The organism is Intestinimonas sp. MSJ-38, assembly GCF_018917925.1.
Taxonomy (GTDB): Bacteria; Bacillota; Clostridia; order Oscillospirales; family Butyricicoccaceae; genus Pseudobutyricicoccus.
The window spans coordinates 109,118-128,713 of record NZ_JAHLPO010000006.1 but is presented as its reverse complement, the minus strand read 5'-3'; the positions used below and the strand labels follow the sequence as shown (position 1 = coordinate 128,713).

Annotated in this window: 24 protein-coding genes; 12 read left to right on the top strand and 12 right to left on the bottom strand. The window is 53.1% G+C overall.

All coding sequences use genetic code 11. The annotated features are described in order from the left end of the window. The 3 genes from KQI26_RS15705 to KQI26_RS05890 form a co-directional block, all read right to left on the bottom strand. Window positions 1-118, bottom strand: a 118-nt coding sequence (locus KQI26_RS15705; RefSeq protein WP_216503377.1) for an IS3 family transposase, incomplete at its 3' end; no start/stop codon positions are given. Window positions 119-207: 89 nt separating this feature from the next. Next, complete coding sequence (locus KQI26_RS05895; RefSeq protein WP_216503671.1) at window positions 208-561, bottom strand: transposase; 354 nt, start codon at window positions 559-561, stop codon at window positions 208-210. An 87-nt stretch (window positions 562-648) separates the two neighbouring features. Beyond that, window positions 649-1,980 carry an APC family permease gene (locus KQI26_RS05890; RefSeq protein ID WP_216503670.1) on the bottom strand — a complete coding sequence of 444 codons (1,332 nt, stop codon included), beginning with the start codon at window positions 1,978-1,980 and terminating at the stop codon, window positions 649-651. Between the two features lie 150 nt (window positions 1,981-2,130). On the opposite strand from KQI26_RS05890, the gene KQI26_RS05885 reads away from it, so the two are divergent. Next, window positions 2,131-2,682, top strand: coding sequence for a hydrolase (locus tag KQI26_RS05885; protein WP_216503669.1), 552 nt, complete (start codon window positions 2,131-2,133; stop codon window positions 2,680-2,682). A gap of 157 nt (window positions 2,683-2,839) precedes the next feature. Here the strand turns inward: KQI26_RS05885 and KQI26_RS05880 are convergent, their stop codons facing one another. Next, the gene (locus KQI26_RS05880; RefSeq protein WP_216503668.1) at window positions 2,840-3,682 is read right to left on the bottom strand and encodes a YitT family protein; all 843 of its coding nucleotides are present in this window, start codon (window positions 3,680-3,682) and stop codon (window positions 2,840-2,842) included. A gap of 181 nt (window positions 3,683-3,863) precedes the next feature. On the opposite strand from KQI26_RS05880, the gene KQI26_RS05875 reads away from it, so the two are divergent. The 10 genes from KQI26_RS05875 to KQI26_RS05830 all read left to right on the top strand — a co-directional run bounded on the left by KQI26_RS05875 (window position 3,864) and on the right by KQI26_RS05830 (window position 12,435). After that, complete coding sequence (locus tag KQI26_RS05875) at window positions 3,864-4,556, top strand: response regulator transcription factor (RefSeq protein WP_216503667.1); 693 nt, start codon at window positions 3,864-3,866, stop codon at window positions 4,554-4,556. Then, window positions 4,553-5,551 (top strand): HAMP domain-containing sensor histidine kinase, encoded by a 999-nt coding sequence (locus KQI26_RS15290; RefSeq protein ID WP_216503666.1) that lies wholly within the window; start codon window positions 4,553-4,555, stop codon window positions 5,549-5,551. The genes KQI26_RS05875 and KQI26_RS15290 overlap by 4 nt, the downstream gene beginning before the upstream one ends. Window positions 5,552-5,677: 126 nt before the next feature. Beyond that, window positions 5,678-6,361 carry an ABC transporter ATP-binding protein gene (locus tag KQI26_RS05865; RefSeq protein WP_118746515.1) on the top strand — a complete coding sequence of 228 codons (684 nt, stop codon included), beginning with the start codon at window positions 5,678-5,680 and terminating at the stop codon, window positions 6,359-6,361. Continuing rightward, a complete protein-coding gene (locus KQI26_RS05860; protein WP_216503665.1) occupies window positions 6,358-8,970 on the top strand; it encodes an FtsX-like permease family protein in 2,613 nt (870 codons plus the stop codon). The genes KQI26_RS05865 and KQI26_RS05860 overlap by 4 nt, the downstream gene beginning before the upstream one ends. Before the next feature lie 87 nt (window positions 8,971-9,057). Beyond that, entirely contained in the window at window positions 9,058-10,137 is a 1,080-nt protein-coding gene (locus KQI26_RS05855) for a glycosyltransferase (RefSeq protein WP_216503664.1), read from the top strand. Between the two features lie 139 nt (window positions 10,138-10,276). Beyond that, a complete protein-coding gene (locus KQI26_RS05850; RefSeq protein ID WP_216503663.1) occupies window positions 10,277-10,540 on the top strand; it encodes a hypothetical protein in 264 nt (87 codons plus the stop codon). After that, window positions 10,530-10,724, top strand: a complete 195-nt coding sequence (locus tag KQI26_RS05845) for a pyridoxal-phosphate dependent enzyme (RefSeq protein WP_216503662.1) — start codon at window positions 10,530-10,532, stop codon at window positions 10,722-10,724. Before KQI26_RS05850 ends, KQI26_RS05845 begins: the two co-directional genes overlap by 11 nt. A gap of 271 nt (window positions 10,725-10,995) precedes the next feature. Then, window positions 10,996-11,664 (top strand): ABC transporter ATP-binding protein, encoded by a 669-nt coding sequence (locus KQI26_RS05840; protein WP_118746511.1) that lies wholly within the window; start codon window positions 10,996-10,998, stop codon window positions 11,662-11,664. A 23-nt stretch (window positions 11,665-11,687) separates the two neighbouring features. Further along, window positions 11,688-12,173 (top strand): deaminase, encoded by a 486-nt coding sequence (locus KQI26_RS05835; RefSeq protein ID WP_118425715.1) that lies wholly within the window; start codon window positions 11,688-11,690, stop codon window positions 12,171-12,173. Between the two features lie 10 nt (window positions 12,174-12,183). Next, window positions 12,184-12,435 (top strand): kinase to dihydroxyacetone kinase, encoded by a 252-nt coding sequence (locus KQI26_RS05830; RefSeq protein WP_118746510.1) that lies wholly within the window; start codon window positions 12,184-12,186, stop codon window positions 12,433-12,435. 323 nt (window positions 12,436-12,758) lie between these two features. Here the strand turns inward: KQI26_RS05830 and KQI26_RS05825 are convergent, their stop codons facing one another. Then, window positions 12,759-13,634, bottom strand: coding sequence for a hypothetical protein (locus KQI26_RS05825; protein WP_216503661.1), 876 nt, complete (start codon window positions 13,632-13,634; stop codon window positions 12,759-12,761). Between the two features lie 191 nt (window positions 13,635-13,825). Between KQI26_RS05825 and KQI26_RS05820 the strand changes: the two genes are divergently transcribed. Next, window positions 13,826-14,806: a helix-turn-helix domain-containing protein gene (locus KQI26_RS05820; RefSeq protein WP_216503660.1), complete on the top strand. Its 981-nt coding sequence runs from the start codon at window positions 13,826-13,828 to the stop codon at window positions 14,804-14,806. 67 nt (window positions 14,807-14,873) lie between these two features. On the opposite strand, the gene KQI26_RS05815 is transcribed toward KQI26_RS05820, so the two are convergent. From KQI26_RS05815 to KQI26_RS05785, 7 genes are all read right to left on the bottom strand, one after another. Then, window positions 14,874-15,719, bottom strand: a complete 846-nt coding sequence (locus tag KQI26_RS05815) for an IS3 family transposase (protein WP_216503677.1) — start codon at window positions 15,717-15,719, stop codon at window positions 14,874-14,876. Then, window positions 15,713-16,066, bottom strand: coding sequence for a helix-turn-helix domain-containing protein (locus KQI26_RS05810; protein ID WP_216503659.1), 354 nt, complete (start codon window positions 16,064-16,066; stop codon window positions 15,713-15,715). Before KQI26_RS05810 ends, KQI26_RS05815 begins: the two co-directional genes overlap by 7 nt. 109 nt (window positions 16,067-16,175) lie before the next feature. Next, entirely contained in the window at window positions 16,176-16,391 is a 216-nt protein-coding gene (locus tag KQI26_RS05805) for a PF20097 family protein (RefSeq protein WP_216503658.1), read from the bottom strand. Between the two features lie 14 nt (window positions 16,392-16,405). After that, complete coding sequence (locus KQI26_RS05800; protein ID WP_216503657.1) at window positions 16,406-16,843, bottom strand: helix-turn-helix domain-containing protein; 438 nt, start codon at window positions 16,841-16,843, stop codon at window positions 16,406-16,408. 131 nt (window positions 16,844-16,974) lie between these two features. Next, entirely contained in the window at window positions 16,975-17,622 is a 648-nt protein-coding gene (locus tag KQI26_RS05795) for an IS3 family transposase (protein ID WP_216503656.1), read from the bottom strand. A gap of 89 nt (window positions 17,623-17,711) precedes the next feature. Beyond that, on the bottom strand, window positions 17,712-18,062 hold the full coding sequence (locus KQI26_RS05790; RefSeq protein ID WP_216503655.1) for a helix-turn-helix domain-containing protein: 351 nt from the start codon (window positions 18,060-18,062) through the stop codon (window positions 17,712-17,714). 83 nt (window positions 18,063-18,145) lie between these two features. After that, complete coding sequence (locus KQI26_RS05785) at window positions 18,146-18,880, bottom strand: hypothetical protein (protein WP_216503654.1); 735 nt, start codon at window positions 18,878-18,880, stop codon at window positions 18,146-18,148. Between the last annotated feature and the right edge of the window lie 716 nt (window positions 18,881-19,596).

The following is a 19,596-nucleotide window of genomic DNA, read 5'->3' as shown; positions in this document are numbered from 1 at the left end:
AGCATTTACGCTTTCGAATCTCTGCCGTAATCCGGCGATAGCCGTATCTTCCCTTGTTTTCGTGGTAAATTGCTGCGATTTCTTCTTTGATAGAGGCGTATTTGTCTGCTTTCTGCATCTGCTTCAAATGATAGTAGAAAGTTGCACGGGGCAGTTGAGCGATTGAGAGCAGGATGCTGAGTGCGTGTTTTTGCCTTAGCTTCTGAACTACCAGCGTTTTTTGTGCTGGCGCCGCTCCTCTTCCAAAACCAAGGCTTTCAAATTTTTTAGGTAGTCTACCTCTGCACGCAGTCGCTGAACCTCTGCCAGCAGATCTTCTTCTACATCCTTTGGCAGATGCTTTGGCGGACGGCCTTTACTTTCGCGGCCGCGCCGTTCGATGGCGAACCCTTCCGGACCTTCGGTCAGATAGATTCGTTCCCAGTCTTGTAGTCTGTGATGATCGCTGATTTCAAACTGTCGAGCCGTTTCTCGATAGCTCAGTTTCTCCTGCTGCATAGTTTCTACGACCAGCTTCTTGAATTCCGGCGTGTATCGTTTGTTTGGTTTTCCTCTTGACATAATAAATCACCCCATCTGTTAGATAGTATATCATACTGTCTAACAAATGGGGTGCAGTTCACAATCGCGTCCGGTTTTCTTCTTCTTTTAAGGCAGGCGTTTGCGGCAGTAGACCTGAGACAGAAGGGCCACCACAGCGCACAGGGCCAGATAAAGGGGAAAGAGCTTGTTCTGCACGGCACCCGACAGAATGATCAGAGAGCCGCAGAAGGCCAGCACAGGGATTCCCACACCTTGCCATCGGCTTTTGATCTGCCCTTTTTTATAAAGGCGGTAGATGGCAAAATAGAGTACCGGGTAGAACAGATAGCTGATGGCGATGGCGATTTCCGACACATCGCTGTTGGGAAGTAGATTGAAACGGGTGGCCAGATAGTGGAGAGCCATCCAGATAAAGCAGATGACAAAGGAGAACACCGCAGAATGTACCGGGATGCCCAGTTTGGGATGGACGCGGGAAAGGGTGGAGGAAAAGGGCATCATCCCCTGGCGCAGGGAGAGGGAATAGGGCATACGGATGTAGCCCATCACCAGGCCGTTGACAGTGCCCATCACCGAAACCACCACAAACACCGTGATGGCTTTGGCGAAGGTGTCGTCAAACAGGCTGGCCGCTGCCTCTGTCACATGGGCATCGCCCAGGGCCATGACCTGCTCCGGTCCCACATAGCAGGTGATGCCCACAAAATAGGTGACATAGATGAGCAGAATGATCAGGGGGGCCACCGTCAGTGCAATGGGAAGGTTCCGCCGGGCGCTTTTCACCTCGTGGGAGATGGAGGTGGACACCACCCAGCCGTCATAGGAATAGGCGATGGGACCTACGGCAGCCAACCAGCCAATGCCGGAAAGAGACGAGGAGGATAGATTCTGCAAGCCGCTGACAGGATCGCCCCAGAGAATCCCGGCGATGCCCAGCAGAGCCAGAGGGATCAGTTTGACGACGGTGGAGAAATTTTGGAAAAAGCCGCCCAGCTTGGCCCACAGCACATTGTAGAGGAAGCAAAGGGCGCAGAACACAAGACCGATGAGGATCTGCTCTTCCAGGCTGGCCTGGATATTGAAGAGGATGGAACCATAGATCCCCACCACCCAGCTGACCACAATGGTGATGGCCGGGTAGTAGACAAAGACCTGGAACCAACCGAAGGCGCAGGCCCAGCGAGGATCGGCGAACTGCTCAAAATAGGTGAAGATGCCGCCGGGCTTGTCGGTGAGAGAGGCCAGCTGGCCCATGGCCAGGCCTCCGAAAACAATGGCAATGGCGGACAGAGCAAAGACAAAAGTGCCCAGAGCCACGCTGCCGCCGGTGGCCACCAGCACATTGTCGCTTTTGAAAAAGATGCCTGAGCCGATGCAGATGCCGATGATCATGGTAATGGCCGTGAAAAGGCCATATCGCTTGTTGTTTTGTTCCATAATCGATCCCCCTGTTTTTACAGAATGTGTACATTATGATGGGCGGAGGTCTTTTTGTCAATTCCAAATGAAAAAAAGGAACAGTTGCAGAGAGAATCAGGCTATGCTATCCTTAAAAGTACAGACCGGAAAAAGAAAGGATGACAAAGGATGATCACCAGAGACGAAGCCTGGGCGCTGCTGTGCAAATACAATCAGGAGCCTTTCCATCTCCGCCATGGAGAAGTGGTGGAAGGCTGCATGCGATATTTTGCCCGGGAGTTGGGATACGGAGACGAAGAGGAATTCTGGGGCATTGTGGGCCTTCTCCACGACCTGGATTTTGAACAGTGGCCGCAAGAGCACTGCCACAAGTGCCGGGAGCTGATGCAGGAAGCCGGGCTGGATGAAAAGATGATCCACGCCGTGGCCAGCCATGGCTATGGCCTGTGCAGCGAGATCGAGCCGGAACATGAGATGGAGAAAGTGCTTTTTGCCGTGGACGAGCTCACCGGCCTTTTGGGAGCTGCAGCCCGGATGCGCCCCTCCAAAAGCGTTTCCGACCTGGAGCTGCCTTCGGCCAAGAAAAAGTTCAAGGACAAGAAGTTTGCCGCCGGTTGCTCCCGGGAAGTGATCCAGCAGGGCGCCGACCGTCTGGGCTGGACTTTGGATGAACTGATCGAAAAAACCATCCTGGCCATGCGCGAGGACCCGAAAAACTAAGAACTTTTGATATAACAAAATAACAAGAAGCTCTCCCATTGTGTGGGAGAGCTTTCAGACTGTCGAAAAAGTGGCTTAGGCCACTTTTTCGACACGCTCAACAGTCATCGACAACGGTCGATGGCTGTTTTTATATGTCGCAATAGAAGAAAAGAAGCTAGAATCCCCGGCCCATGATCTCATGGGTGGTGGAGATTATCACAAAGGCCGATGGGTCTGCATCAGCAATGAACTGCTGCAGGTGGCGGGCCTCCCGAGGGGTCATGGCAGTAAAGAGAATGGAACGCTCTTCGCCGGTAAAGGCGCCGGTGCCGGAGGACAAGGTGGCGCTGCGTTTCAGGTCCTTTGTGATGAAACGGCAGATCTCTTCCGGGTGGGAGCAGATCACCTGGAGCCACTTGACCTGGTTCATAGAGGCGATCACATTGTCGATCAGAAGGGCCTTGATCAGAAGACCGGCAAAGGAGAAGAGGAAGGTCTCCACTCCGAAGAGCAGGCCGCCCATCAAAACAAAGAGCAGGTCGGAGAAAAACAGGGCCTGGCCGATGTCAATGCTGGTGTATTTTTTCAGGATCATGGCGATCACATCGGTTCCGCCGCCGGAAGCGCCCACAGAGAACAAAAGGGCAGCGCCCACAGCGGGCAAGGCAATGGCAAAGCCCAGTTCCAGCACCGGTTCGCTGGTGAGAGGTGCAGAGAGGGGAAAGATTCGTTCCAGCAGAGTGAGGGATATGCTCATAAGCAAACTGGTGTAAATGGTTTTGACGCCAAAGCCCCGTCCCAAAAAGACAAAGCCCAGCAAAAGCAGCAGCACATTGGCGATAAAGGTGAAATCACTGGCGCTGATGGGCAGGTAGGGAGCCACTACAACAGCCAGGCCGGTAACGCCGCCAAAGGAAAAGTTGTTGGGGAATTTGAAGAAATAGACGCCCAGAGATACCAGAAGCGTTCCCACGGTCATGGCGGCGAAAGGGGGAAGGGTTCTTTTTTTCTTTGCCATAAAGCAAACACCTTCTTTGAAAGTTTGGGCCATTGTACCGCAAAAATTCCAGTGAAACAAGGGGTAAAACAAAAAAATACCGGTATGCATTTGCTCCTTGGGGAATCTGACAAAAATGTCACCCCATAGAGAGAAAAAACGGGTATAATGGAGGAAAGAAAACGGGAGGAGCCACAGGGATATGGAGCATATTTTGCTGGTGGAGGATGACAGAGCCATTGTGATGGGGCTGACCTATTCCTTGGAACAGGAAGGGTATCAGGTGACGGTGCAGGAGGATCGCCCATCGGCCCTGAAGGTTTTGGAGGAGCAAACATTCGATCTGTGTCTGCTGGATCTGACACTACCGGGAGGCAGCGGTTATGATGTGTGCCGCCGGGTGAAGGAGCTGGGAGACACGCCGGTGATCTTCCTCACGGCCATGGACGATGAGGTTAATGTGGTGATGGGGCTGGATATGGGAGCCGACGATTACATCACAAAGCCCTTCCGAGTGAGGGAGCTGCTCAGCCGGATTCGTTCGGTGCTGCGGCGGGCCCGCCGAGGCGGGGAAAATCTCCATCAGCTGACCATTGGCTCCCTGACGGTGAATACCCAGGAGGCCCGGGTGTGGAAGCGCGGGGAAGAGGTTTTTCTCACGGCGCTGGAATACCGGCTGCTGCTCACCTTTCTCAACCATCCCGGCCAGGTGCTCACCCGTTCTCAGCTGCTGGAGGGCATCTGGGATGTGGCAGGGGATTTTGTCAATGACAACACCCTGACGGTCTATATCAAAAGGCTGCGGGAAAAGCTAGAGGACAACCCCCAGGCGCCCCAGATCATTAAAACGGTGCGAGGCGTGGGCTATAAGCTGGAACGGGGGGAGAAGGCGTGATACGCAACCGGGAACTCTTTTATTATTTTTTGGCCCAGGCCCTGGTGGCGGGAGTGGTCAGCGGTCTGGTCTCTTTGTGGGCCCCCCAGGCAGTGCCCGCCTTTTTGTTTGGGTTTTTGCTGCTTATCGCCATTTCCATGGGTTTTCAGCGCCTGCGCTACCGGCAGATTGCCCAGCTGAACGACTATCTCCAGCAGGTGGCGACCGGAGACTTTTCCCTGGATATCCAGGATCACAAAGAAGGGGAAATGGGCCTTCTGCGCACCGAGATCTATAAAGTGGTGCTGCGGCTGTCGGAACAGAGGGACATCATCCACCGGGAGCGGCAGGCGCTTTCCGATGCCATTTCCAACATCTCTCACCAGCTGAAAACCCCCATCACCTCCATGCTGATGATGACCGATCTTCTGCGCCAGGAGGAGCTGGAAAAAGAGAAGCGGCAGGAATTTGCCCGCAGCATCGGCTCCCAGCTCCAGCGGACCCAGTGGTTGGTGTCCTCCTTGCTCAAGCTGGCCAAGGTGGATGGCGGAGCCATCCGGTTCCAGAAAAAGCCGGAGGCGGTGGGAAGTTTGCTGCGTCAGGCGTTAGAGCCAATCCAGATTCCGCTGGAGATCAAGGGGATTGATGTGAAGATCACAGGGGATGCCAGCACCCAGCTTTTCTGCGACCGTCAGTGGACGGTGGAGGCCTTTTTGAATGTGCTGAAAAACTGCATGGAGCATACGCCGGAAGGGGGACAGATCCAGGTACAGGTGCAGGACAATCCCCTGTATACCCAGCTGGTGATCCTGGACTCCGGGGAGGGCATCCCTCGGTCGGAAGTGCCCTATGTGTTCCAGCGGTTTTACCGGGGGCAGAATGCTGCCGCCGACAGCGTAGGCATCGGCCTGGCCATGACCCGCAGTTTTCTCAATGGACAGAACGGGGATATCACGGCTCTGCCCGGGCCGGGGGGACATTTTGTCATTCGGTTTTATCACCAGGAAGCAGTATGATCGTTTGAGCCGGGGAAAACTCCCCGGCTTTTTTGTGACGAAATTGTCACAAAAAAAGTCACTGCAATGTCACTTGCAGGGGATATACTGTACTCATCATATTAGTACAGATAGGGAGGACGCGACATGGAAATTTTGCGCGTAGAACATCTTTCCAAGGTGTATGGCAAAGGGGAGACCCAGGTGTGCGCCTTGAACGATGTGAGCTTTTCGGTGAACAAGGGGGAGTTTGTGGCCATCATCGGCCCCTCCGGTTCGGGAAAATCCACCTTGCTTCATATTTTAGGGGGAGTGGACCGGCCTTCCGGGGGAAAGGTCTATGTGGAGAATACCGATATTTACCGGCTGAATGAAAGCAAACTGGCGGTGTTCCGCCGGCGGCAGATCGGGCTGATCTATCAGTTTTACAATCTGATCCCCGTGCTCAATGTGGAGGAGAACATGACCTTGCCGCTGCTTCTGGATGGACACAAGGTGGATGAAAAACGCCTTTCGGAGCTGGTGCAAAGCTTGGGGCTGCAAAACCGGCTGCGGCATCTGCCCAATCAGCTGTCCGGCGGCCAGCAGCAGCGGGTGTCCATCGGACGGGCGCTGATCAACAACCCGGCCATTGTGCTGGCCGACGAGCCCACCGGTAACCTGGACAGCAAAAACAGCGCCGAGATCATCGGGCTTCTGAAGATGTTCCACAAAGAATACCAGCAGACATTGATCGTCATCACCCACGATGAACGCATTGCCCTCCAGGCCGATCGGATCATTTCCATTGAAGATGGCCGGATCTCCAGGGATGAGGTGAAAATGCAATGAATGTGATTCAAAAACTCACTTTGCGCCATATGCTGCTGAACAAACGGCGGACACTGGTGACAGTGCTGGGGATCGTCATTTCGGTGGCCATGCTCACGGCCGTTTCCACCTTCACCGGCTCCTTTATGGATCTGGCCCGTCGGGATACCCTGGCCCGCACCGGAGACTGGCAGGTGAAATATGTGAACATCACCCGGGAGCAGGCCGATCAGCTGGAAAAGTCCCCGGACAATGCTTTGGCAGGATGCCATTACAATGTGGGGTATCTGGCCCTGCCCGACCCGGGGAGGGAGTCCAGGCCCTATCTCTATTGGCAGAATTACGATGAAAACGGCTTTTCTATTTTGCCCATGAAGCTGGAAGAAGGGCGTATGCCGGAAAAAGAAGGGGAAGTGATCGTACTGGATTCCTTCCTCCAGGACAATGAACAGTATAAAATCGGCGACACCATCCGTCTGCCCCAGGGCAAACGGACGGGGATTCAAAGCGGTATGCCGGTGGAATATGAAGATCAGGGCCGGCTGAACCAGGAAGAGGTTTTTGAAAAAAACGGAGAGGCCTTGTCCTTTACCATTGTGGGTACTTTTTCCCAGCTGGGACTGAACCGGAACGCCGCAGGCTATGAAATCTATGGCCTTTTGCAGCCGGAACAGGAGCCTTTGACCATGCAGATGAAGGTCAGACAGGTGACGGCGGACATTTTCCAGCAGGCCAAGGACACCGGCGAGGAAGCGGGACTGGACAGCCAGGGCCAGGTGTATTTCAACAATGCCTTGCTGCGCACCATGGGCGTGGTCAATGATGGCGCCACCATGAATACTTTGTATATCCTCATCGCCATTGTGGTGGTCATCATCATGATCGGATCGGTGTCTTTGATCTACAATGCCTTTGCCATCTCTCTTTCCGAGCGCAGCCGGTATCTGGGGATGCTCTCCAGCGTGGGGGCCACCCGGCAGCAGAAAAGCGCCAGCGTCTTTTTTGAAGGAGCTGTGTTGGGGGCCGTAGCCATTCCTGTGGGACTGTTGGGAGGCATTCTGGGCATCGGCATCACCTTTTCCTGCATCAGTCCTATGATGCGGGAGTCCTTCGGGATGGAAGCCGATCTTCGCGTGACCATCAGTTGTGCTTCCATGGCGCTGGCCGTGGCGCTTTCCGCCCTGACCATCTTTATTTCCGCTTATATTCCCGCCCGGCGGGCCTCCCGCATTTCGGCCATTGAGGCCATCCGGCAGACGGGAGACATCAAACTGCGCCAGCGGGCGGTACGCACATCTCCGCTCACTCGCTGGATCTTCGGTTTCCCTGCCGATCTGGGGCTGAAAAACTTAAAGCGCAACCGGGGACGCTACCGGGCCACCGTCTTTTCCCTGGTGATCAGCGTGGTGCTCTTCCTCACGGCTTCCAGCTTTTCCGCCTATTTGCAGAAGGCCTATTCCATGACCCTCAGCGGAGTGAATTACGATGTGTATGTCTCCGCCTATGGGGATACGCCGGAAGAGATCCAGGCGCAAAAACAGCTCTTCGGGCAGCTGGCCCAGGATGGGCTGGCCGATGATGCCTCCATGAGCCAAAGGCCGGAAAATGTCCGCATCGCTTTGACGAAAGAGCAGCTGACAGAGGAAACGCTGAACCGGCTTCCCGAAGGGATGGAAAAGGAAAAAAGTTTTGTGACAGGGCTGTATCTCATGGCGCTGGACGACAAAACCATGGAGGCTTATCTGGAAAAGGCCGGAGTTCAGGGGGACCTGGGCCAAGGGGCCGTGCTGGTGAATACCGTTCAGCAGCGGAAAGGCTACCAGTTTGAAAAATACCAGGCTTTCCATCTGGAAGCGGGCGACCAGGTAACGGCAGAGCAAATCACAGGTTATGACAGCCAGGGAAATGCAGAAGCGGAGGCATCCCGGAATATTACCATTGCCGCCACCACCGATGTGATGCCTCAGGGAATGCCGGAATATCTGGAAGATCCCCTGGCCATGGTGCTGGTGATGAAAGAAGAGGCCCTGGAAGGCCTGATGCAGGAGCTGGTCTCCACAGGCGGAGAGGTGGGGTACAGCGTCAGCACACAGATGTTCTTTACCAGCCAGGACCCGGATGCTTTGGCCGAAAGCCTGGAGGAGCAGGTGGCGGACAGCACCCAGAGCGGGATCTTTATCAGCAACATGGCAGAACAGCGCCAGGCCAGCGAGAGTCTGACCATCATTCTCCAGGTGTTCACTTATGGATTTGTGGTGCTGCTGGCCCTGATCAGCGTGGCCAATATTTTCAATACCATCTCCACCAGCATCGCTTTGCGCAAACGGGAGTTTGCCATGCTGAAAAGTGTAGGCATGACGCCCCAGGCCTTCCGTCAGATGATGAAATATGAATCCCTGTTCTATGGGCTCAAGGCGTTGTTTTACGGTTTGCCCCTTAGCTTTTTGGTGATGGTGCTGCTGTACCGCACGGTGGACCGGAACTTCGGATTTGGATTTTTTGTTCCCTGGGGAAGCGTAGTCATTGCGGTGGCCGCGGTTTACCTGGTGGTGGGCATTACCATGCTCTATGGCAGCCGGAAGGTGCGCAAACAGAATATCATCGACGGTTTGCGGCAGGAAAACATCTGATATGGGTTTAAGAAAGTTGTAAGAATTCCCGTAAGGGAGCTGTAAGAAGAAGTCGTTATACTAAAAAACACAGGGAGGGAACAAAGAATGAACATTTTGATTTTGACAGGAAAATTTGGTATGGGGCATCAGAGCGCTGCGTTGGCGCTGGAAGAGCATATTCGTTCGGCGTTCCCTCAGGCCCAGGTCCGGGTGGCCGATCTGGTGGAAGAGACTTTCCCGGGAAAAAGCCGGGGGATCTATAAGATGTTTGCCATGGTAGCCCGTCACGGCGGGCCGGTGTTCAATCGCTTGTACCGTTCGTTGGATCGGGAAGGCCCGGCCATGCCCGTGCCGGCCCAGGGCAAATTCCTCAAAGCCCTGCATCGTCTGGTGAAGGAAACAAAGCCCCAGGTTGTTCTTTCCACCTTGCCGCTTTGCACTCGTCTGGCTTCGGAATACAAAGGGAAACAGGGAGAATTTCAGCTGATCAGCTGCGTCACCGACATCCGCTGCCACAGCGAATGGATCGCTCCCCATGTGGATCTGTACTGTGTGCCATCCCAAAAGACCTTCCGGGAACTGGTGAAAAAGGGCATCGATCCCCAGCGGGTGCTGGTCACCGGTATTCCGGTGCGGCCCGCGTTCCATCCCGCCGGAAAAGAGGAAAAACGGGAGAAAGAAGTGCTAGTCATGGGCGGCGGCCTGGGTCTGATGCCGGAAGATCCGGAATTTTATCGGAATCTGGCCCGGCTTCCTGGAGTGCATGTGACCGTCATCACCGGGAAAAACAAAGAGCTTTACGCAAAACTTCAGGGAGTGCATCCCCAGGTGGAGGTATTGGGATTCACCAATCAGGTGGACAAGTATCTGCGCCGGGCCAGCCTGATGCTCTCCAAGCCCGGCGGACTCACTTTGTTTGAGGCCATCGCGGATCAGGTGCCTTTGTTTGCTTTCCATCCCACCTTGGAACAGGAAAAGGAAAACGGCGCTTTTTTGAAGGAAGAAAAAATCGGTTTGGTGCTTCCGGAAAACCCCAAGGCCATGTCCTGGCTCATCGAGGATGCCTTGTGTCAAAAGGGAGCCTTGGAAGAGATGCGTCGGAACATGGCCCGTTTGCAGGCGGGAATGGATCTGGGAAAATTGATGGATGTTTTGGAGGCTCCTTCTGTGCGGAAAGCCGGATAAAAACAATGGGCTCGGGAAATCTCCTGGGCCCATATTGACTTTATTCCTCGATCCGGGGATTTTCCTTGAAAAGAGAGGGCAGGTTTTATATTGTGAAAGGAGAACGGCCGGAATGGTTTGGTGAAAGGGAGGATGAACAATGGATTTTGTCTGTTCCGAATGCGGGAAAAGAGTGAGCACCTGCACCATGCAGCCCAAGTGCGAATGCGGCGGCTTGTGGGACCTGGATTTTGTGCCGCCACGGTTCTCTCCGGAAGATATCGACAGGGATGAGTGGAGCATCTTCCGATATCGCAAGTTCATGGCGCTGTCCGGGGAGGCTTGGAGACAGGTCTCTCTGGGGGAGGGGATGACACCTGTGATCTCCCTAAATCAAAATGTGCTTTTGAAGATTGTCTTATAAGGACCGAGGGGCCGCTGTGCTCATGGCCCACTGCAAAGAGCTGGGAGTGAAGCAGGTGGTGCAGGACAGCAGCGGCAACGCAGGCAACAGCATCGCCGCCTATGCGGCCCAGCAGGACAGGGGAAACACCCTGGAAGATTGCCTGATCACCATGTGCGGGGCCGGGCTGAAGTCCGATCATTAAAAGAAAAGCTCCGGGCCTATGGCCCGGAGCTTTGAGCGTGCCTCCCAAAGTGGTGAAAGCCACTTTGGGAGGGCAAAGGGCGGCCCAGTGCCTGGCAGGCAAACTTTCTTTGCCTGGGTGTATACAACCACCCAGGGCAAAGAGGGGAACGGGAGCGGCGGCTCGCCGCCCGGAGCTTTTTTGCAGCATAGAAAGGGGGAAAGCGGGAAAAGCTAAAGAGAAGATTGAATTTGAACAGGCGGGCGCTTATAATAGGAGGAAGAAAAGCCATATGCTCACTTTGCATCATGTGACCAAGACCTATGGCAAAGGCCATCTGCAGGTGGACGCGCTGCGGGATGTGGAGCTGCAGGTGGACACGGGAGAATTTGTGGCGGTCATCGGTCCTTCGGGCAGCGGCAAAACCACATTGATGAATATTCTGGGCTGTCTGGACGACCCCACCCAAGGGGAGTATTTGCTGGACGGCGTGCCGGTGGGACGATTGTCCGGTCGGGAGAAAGCCGTTTTGCGCAACCGGGAAATCGGCTTTGTGTTTCAAAGCTTCAATCTGGTGTCCTCCCTCACCGCCCAGGAAAATGTGGAACTGCCCTTGGTGTTCCGGGGGATGGAAGGGGAAAAGCGGCGGGAGCTTTCCCGGCTGGCCCTGGAGCAGGTGGGACTTTCCCGCCGGGCCCATCACCGGCCCTGGGAGCTTTCCGGCGGCCAACAGCAGCGGGTGGCCATCGCCCGGGCCATTGCCGCCCATCCACCATTGATTCTGGCGGATGAGCCTACAGGAAATCTGGACCCACCTTCGGGGCGGCAGGTGATGGAGCTTTTGCGCCGGATGAACCAAAATGGACACACCATCGTCCTCATCACCCACGATGCCCAGGTAGCAGCTATGGCTGGGCGGCGGCTGCGGATGGAAGAAGGACAGCTGCAGGAGCAAAATTAGAAAAAGAGAAAAGAGGCTGCGGGATGGAGCGGATCGATAAACGGAATTATTATTTGGATATCGCCGAAAGCGTGCTGGAACGGGGCACCTGTTTGCGGCGGAATTACGGGGCCATTATCGTGAAAAACGATGAGATCGTGGCCACCGGTTACACTGGCGCCCCCCGGGGACGGAAAAATTGTGCTGATATGAACTTTTGCATGCGGGAACATCTGAATATTCCCTCAGGGCAGCGGTATGAGCTGTGCCGTTCGGTTCACGCCGAGGCCAACGCCATCATTTCTGCTCAGCGCAGTGATATGATCGGCGCCACATTGTACCTGGCCGGCCGGGATATGAAGACAGGAGAGATGATCGATTATCCCGAATCCTGCGCCATGTGCCGCCGGCTGATCATCAATGCGGGAATCGAAATGGTGGTCACCAGGGATAAGGAAAAACACATCCGGGCCGTGCCGGTGTGGGAGTGGGTGGAAAACGACGACAGCATCTATAAGCTGGAAGACTAGGAGGAAACATATGCTGGAATATCGTTACGATACACAGCTGCTCATCGAAGGGGAGAACCTTTCGGAGGATGCCATTCACCAGTACATCACAGAGAGCATCCCCGGGGATTGTCTGCTGGCCGTAGGAGACGAAAACCTGATCAAGATCCATTTTCATACCAATATCCCCTGGAAGGTGCTGGAGTATTGCGCCGGGCTGGGAGAGATCTTCGATATTGTGGTGGAAGATATGGACCGGCAGGAGCGGGGCCTGAAAGGTTAACAAAACAGCCTGACCCACTTTGAGGGTCAGGCTTTGAGCGTGTCGAAAAAGTGGCTTAGGCCACTTTTTCGAGTTTTTGCAAGGGGCTGGCGGCGAGCCGCCCAGCGTGACGCTGGACCCGTTCCTTTCTTTGCCTTGGCCGGTTGTGTTGACCCGGGCAAAGAATGTTTGCCAGCGGGGCGCCCCGCCCTTGAGAAGTGCAAAAAGCCACGCACAGGTCGCGGCTTTTTGCGGATTGATAGGGGTAGGGCGGACGACCCTTTTCGTTATATAGGTTTTTCGACAGTCTGAAAGCCTGACCCACTTTGAGGGTCAGGCTGTTTTTATGCTTGCTTATTTTTCTTTTTCCGGCGGCGCCAGAGGAAAAGCAGGATCGCCAGCAGCAGTATCAAAAGAAATGGGGAGAACATCAGCAGCATCATGAGCAGATAAGGATTGCGAAAGGTGCTGAAAATGGTCTGGAACCAGCTTTCGTCAATGGTAATTTCCAGATTCTCTTCCGGAAGGGTAGAGGAGGTGTATTGATACTCCCGCTTTCCCACCTTTTCAAAGTCCAGGTTGCTTTCTTTCAGTACGGGAAGGGCTTCATCCAGCTGCAAATGGATGGTGAGGTTCCCAAAATCCTTCCACATGGCCGCCGGGGCCAGATAGTAGCGGATGCGGCCATACTTGGTGTTGTAATCCAGATCGGGATAGCCGCCCAGGCGGTAAACATAAGAAACAACCACATCGTATTCTTCTTCCGGTGCGAAGGTCATTTCAAAAGTGATGCTGTCCACCTGTTCTCCTGGGGCACTGTTTTCTTCATCGCCAGGGGAGAGGACAGCATAGCGCCAGTCCTGGGTGGTGATGCGAGTGTCATAACTGATGCCATAACGCTCTATAGAGAAGGGAACTTCCTGGCCGCCTACCGTGACCCGGGTGCCGCTTTCTTCCACATTGGGAGAGAGAAACATGGTTTCGGTGGTTACCTCTTCCTGGGTGGTGTTTTTCATGGTATAGCAGGCCGTGATGGTGGCCTGGGAACCCTGCACCTGAATGTCCAGTACCTGGGACAAAACCGCCAGCTGCTGATTTTTTTCAAAGGTGATGGAAGAGCCCACATCCTCTTTCTGAGGAGCGGCCATGTTGGCCCGGGCGGGGAAGAGCAAGAAGGGCATGAGAAAGATCCAGGTCAGAAGCAAAGAGAGCCGTTTCATAGCCATACCTCCTTAGAATCCGCAGGTGGGTTTTATTAAAAATATTTTATCATAGTTTTATACTAAAGTAAAGAGGAGGGGAAAACCACTGGTTGCAACCGCTGGTTGACAGATTTCCACCCCGCTTTTGCTGGCAAGAAACCGGTTTTCATAGTATAATGGGGACAGAATCCACCAAGGGAGGAAAAGAGATGATATTGGCGGATAAGATCATTCGATTGCGGAAAAAGAACGGTTGGTCTCAGGAAGAGCTGGCAGAAAAGATGAATGTATCCCGGCAGGCCGTGGCCAAATGGGAGGGAGCTCAGACGATTCCCAGCATGGAAAAGATTTTGCAGCTGGGGGAACTGTTTGGAGTGACATTGGACTATTTGCTGAAAGATGAATGGGAGAGCGAAGAAACTACTGGTACAGTGGTGGAGACTTTGGTACGGCGGGTCACATTGGCAGAGGCCAATGAATTCCTGGCATGGCGGGAGCGGGCCTCCATTCGGATCGCAGCAGGGGTGTTCCTCTGCATTCTGGCGGTGGTTCCTCTGCTGCTGTTGGCGGCCTGGGCGGAATACAGCCCTACGGGTATTTCCGAAGAGTTGGCCGGAGTGGGAGGATTGATGATCCTTCTGATGATGGTAGCGGCCGCAGTGGCCATATTTATCTTTTGTGGTTTTGAAAACAGGTCCTATGAATTTTTGGACAAGGAATTTTTTGAGACGGAGTATGGCGTGCGGGGAATGGTGCAGCAGCGGCAGAAGGAATATAAGACCACCTATGCCCGGTGCAATGTGATCGGCGCCTGTATCTGCATCCTTTCGCCCATTCCTTTATTTCTGGGGGCGCTGTTAAAAAATCAATTTTATATGATAGTTTTGCTGGCTGTTACCCTTCTGCTGGTGGATATTGGTGTGATGTTTTTCCTGGTGCCCGGTGTTCGCTGGGCCAGCATGGAAAAACTTCTCCAGCAAGGGGATTTTCAGCCGGAGGAAAAGGAGAAGAACCGGACAATGGAAAGTATCTCGGGGTTTTATTGGACCATTGTTACCGCGATTTACCTGGCCTGGAGCTTTGTCACTGGCCGGTGGGGAAGCACCTGGATCATCTGGCCGGTGGCCGGGGTGTTGTTTGCCGGCTTGCGTGTGCTGCTGGATCTGCTTCCTTCCCAAAAAAGAAGATAAAAAACACCCAGGTTTCGTTTATGAAGTGCCCCCAAAAAGTTAGACAATATTCTGAAGTAAAAATTGTTCAAGCAGCCGAAAGGGCTTGCTGTCTGTGAATTGCAGGCGGTAAGCCCTTTCGCTTTGCCTTGATCCTGCGGTTATTGTAGTAATCTAGATATTCGATCAGTTCCAGTTTGAAGTGTTCCATGGAGCGGAACTCCTGCAAATACAGCAGCTCACTTTTGAGCAGCCCGAAGAAATTTTCTATCACAGCATTGTCCAGACAGTTTCCCTTGCGGCTCATGCTCTGGCGGATGCCTTTCTCTCGGAGCATCCGTTGATACTGTTTATGTTGGTACTGCCAGCCCTGGTCAGAATGGAGAATCAGGTTTGTTCCGGTCGGGATCTTTGCAAACGCCTCGTCCAGCATGGTGGTTACCATGCTCAGTACCGGACGGTCTGAAATTGTGTAGCTGACCAGATCGCTGCTGTGCAAATCGAGAATCGGGGACAGATAGAGCTTTTCTCCGAACAGGCTGAACTCCGTCACATCGGTGACCCACTTCTGGTTCGGCCTGTCCGCATGGAAGTCCCGGTTCAACAGATTTGGCGCAATTTTGCCCACTTCTCCCTTATAAGAGCGATACTTCTTCATCTTGACACGGCAAACTAAGCCCAACTCTTTCATAAGCCGCTGGACAGTCTTGTGGTTCACAGAGAATTTACGCTTGCGAAGTTCTGCCGTGATCCGGCGATAGCCGTACCGGCCCCTGTTTTCGTGGTAAATCGTTGTGATTTCTTCCTTAACAGATGCATATTTGTCTTCTTTCTGCATCTGCTTCAAATGATAGTAGAAAGATGCACGGGGCAGTTGAGCGATTGAGAGAAGAATACTGAGTGCGTGTTTTTGCCTTAGCTTCTGAACTACCAGCGTTTTTTGTGCTGGCGTCGCTCGTCTTCCAAAACCAAGGCTTGCAAATTTTTTAGGTAGTCATTCTCCGCACGCAACCGCTGGACTTCTGCCAGCAGATCTTCTTCCACCTGCTTCGGCAACTGCTTTGGCGGACGACCCTTACTGCTGCGGCCCCGTCGCTCAACCGACAAGCCTTCCGGCCCTTCCTCCAGGTAGATTCGCTCCCATGATTTGATTCGATCTCTGCTGTTTACCTCAAATCTACGGCAGGTTTCGCTGTAACTCAATTTCTCTTTCTGCATGGTTTCAATCACCAGTTTTTTGAATTCCGGCGTATATCGTTTGTTTGGTACTCCTTTTGGCATAGCAAAACACCCCACATGTTAGACAGTATGATATACTATCTAACATGTGGGGTGCAGTTCACAACGCAACGGCTTGGGGACTTTTTCCGGTTGGAAGCGGCAGCTTCACTCAATACTTGAGTATGACCGTCCTGCATTCCTCGCAGATGGACGCCGGAACTCTCGTCCGGTGGCTTGCCTTGAGGTCTGTGATCTTCACAAAGCCATCGGCATTCTTCGCATTCTCAAATACGCCCGGCACCTCATTTGCAAAGCTGAACGCGCCGTCCTTGCTGCAAAAGAGGTATCCCTCCCGCATTTCCTTTCCGCATTCGGGACATTTCATGATCGCACCTTCTTTTATTCGTTGGATCTCTGACCTGCACGCAGAGCCGTCTGCATCCGCTCCTCAAAGGTCTCCGCCTTGATGAGCGCGATGCCCTGCTCCTCGTCGCCGAGGACGACCAGGCGGTCGCCTTCGCTTAAGCGAAATGTATCCCGCGCCGCCTTGGGGATGACGATTTGTCCCTTGGCGCCCATCGCCACCGTTCCCCACAGGTGCTTGCCCATCGGGGCGGGCGCCACCCGTGCTTTGCCGACCTCTTCATCCTGATGGACGAGGGCATCGATGGAGACCCCGTAGAATTTTGCCAATCGGTCGCATTTTTCAATGTCGGGGATCGTTTCGCCCTGCTCCCACTTGGAGTAGGACTGGCGCGAGATGCCGATGACCTCCGCCACCTCCTCCTGCGTCATGCCGCGGATATTTCGCAGGAGCGCCAAGTTCTCTGCCAGCATATTGACCACCTCCTTGTCTGTGCCATCATTATACCGCACAAAAAGGAAAGCTTCCACCATCCAAACTTGTCAGAAATGTGCTTTTTGTGTTCGTTTTGCCTGCGCGGACTCTGCCCTTTTTCAGAAAGCTTTCAATACAGCCCCGCAATGATGTCCTCGCACTTGTCGATGCCGATGACGCCGCTGTCCAGCGTCAGGTGGTAGTTCTGGATGTGGCCCCACTTCATGTTGGTGTAAAAGCGATGATAGGCAGCCCGGCGCTTGTCCTTATCCCGCAAACATTCCTCCGGGGACTGCTCCCGCTCACCGTAGACCTCCACGATGCGCTTGGCGCGGAACGCCAGATCCGCAGCGGCTGCCGCCGGGAGATCCTTCTGCTCCGTTCTCCCGTGCTTGCAACACCCCTCACTCTGGGGCTGTTTGACCGCACCCTGCGGCTGGTTTTGCCCCAGCGGGAATACACTCTGGAAGAACTGGAACTGATCTTCCGTCACATCCGTGACCCACTTCTGGTTCGGCCTGTCCGCATGGAAGTCCCGGTTCAACAGATTTGGCGCAATTTTGCCCACTTCTCCCTTATAAGAGCGATACTTCTTCATCCTGACACGGCAAACTAAGCCCAACTCTTTCATAAGCCGCTGGACCGTCTTGTGATTTAAGGGCAGCTTACGGTTACGCAGTTCTGCCGTGATCCGGCGATAGCCGTGCCGGCCCCTGTTTTCGTGGTAAATCGTTGTGATTTCTTCCTTAACAGATGCATATTTGTCTTCTTTCTGCATCTGCTTCAAATGATAGTAGAAAGATGCACGGGGCAGTTGAGCGATTGAGAGAAGAATATCCAGAGAATGTCTTTGCCTCAGCTTTTGAACTACCTGCGTTTTCTGCGCTGGCGTCGCTCGTCTTCCAAAACCAAGGCTTGCAAATTTTTTAGGTAATCGTTCTCCGCACGCAGTCGCTGAACTTCTGCCAGCAGATCTTCTTCCACCTCTTTTGGCAGCTTCTTTGGCCGACCAGTGCTGCTGCGGCCCCGTCGCTCAACCGACAAACCTTCCGGCCCTTCTTCCAAATAAATGCGTTCCCAACGCTCTATAATTTTATGGTCGTTAATTCCAAATTCCTGCATCGCTGCATAGATACTCAGATGTCCTTTTTTCATGGTTTCTACAACCATTCTCTTGAACTCCGGCGTATATCGTTTGTTTGGTACTCCTTTTGGCATAGCAAAACACCCCACATGTTAGACAGTATACCATACTGTCTAACAAATGGGGTGCAGTTCATTGGTTCGAAATCTGGGCTTTTTTATTGTTTTGCTTCTTCAGAAGTATTCTGGTATTTCGCACCTAGAATTTGGGGCATTTCGCTGTAATCCAGCCCGCAAAGGGCACAGAACACATAACACAGCGGCAGATCTTCTTCATAGAACCGACGATAGACAGCATCCAGGAAGGACACATAGCCGTGCTCCAAGGTATCGATTCCCAAAGCGTCGGCGCGGCCGTCCCGCAGGGCGTCGCAGCGCCAGTGGCCGGAAAAACCGTTCAGGTAGGTCTCGCACAAATAAGCATTGATCCCTTCCATCAAATCGGCGATCACCTTGTCGTCTACATAGGAAAGAAGTTGGCGAGGGCCAAAGGCTTCGCTTTTCAGAAGATCTTTCAGCTCATCGTGATGCACTTTAATGGTATAGGTGAGCAGAAGCTGCATGGCGGCATCGTCCCAGTCATGGGGCATATTGGCATCCCGATAGAGAAGGCGGGTGAGTTTGGTCTCGTCCAAATCCAAAGCGCACAGACTGGTGACAACAATATCCAGATACAGAAGATTTTCCGGGGTATAGTCCATCTCAAAACCAAAACAGCGTTTGCAAAGGGAGGCGAACTTGCCTGCGTCCAGATATTTTAAAAGCCGTACCGCTTGCTGCTGGGTCAGATCCAGCTGTTCCAGGGGGTGGCGGCGGAAAAAGTCCTCACTGCGGCCCTGATCCACTACCGGCTTGAGTATGGCAAAAAAATCATCAAAATCAGCTTGATTCATGAGAGCCCTCCTGAGTGATATAGGGATATTGTATCCCTTGGGAGGGAAAATGTCCAGCAAAAAGCATGAGACAACAAAAAAGACCGCTTGTTCGTTTTACCAAACAAGCGGTCTCAGGAATTGTAAATCACTTTTTTCCAGTCCTTTCTGATTTGCTCTATGTAAAAAGAAGAACGGCGAAAAAACCTTTTTCAATGTGTCGCTTCTTTTTTCTTGTCAGCGGCTTTTGCCGCCTATATAAAAGGAAGGGTTTCCATTGTCAAGGTACAGAAGAAAGCATTTTCTTGCTATTGGGGAATGGATCCGGGGGGAAGACCCATCGTTTTGCTCCGGGGTACTCAGTTCCGCTATCAAACATTCCTCACGATTCTGTGTTTTTCTTTCTCGGCCGCAATCAAAGCTCTGTTCTTTGGAAGTGGTTCAACCATTTTCCTACATCACTAAGACACTTCTGGAGAAATTCTTTTCGGCCCTAACCGGGCGACAGGTATGTGAAAAAATAGAATGTTAAAAGGGAATTCGAAGCGTTTCAAGTTTCGAAGACTTTTCACGGAAACTGAGAGCCGGTCGCTGATTCTGTTGTTCAACCATTGGTCTCATTCCTTTCTGCTTTTTTCTTTTGCTCTTTCGTTCTTCTTGTCTTTATTATACGGCAGTTTGTTAGAAAGTCAATAGGGTAAAACGATGAAAATGCACTTTTGGAGATTTGCACAGTG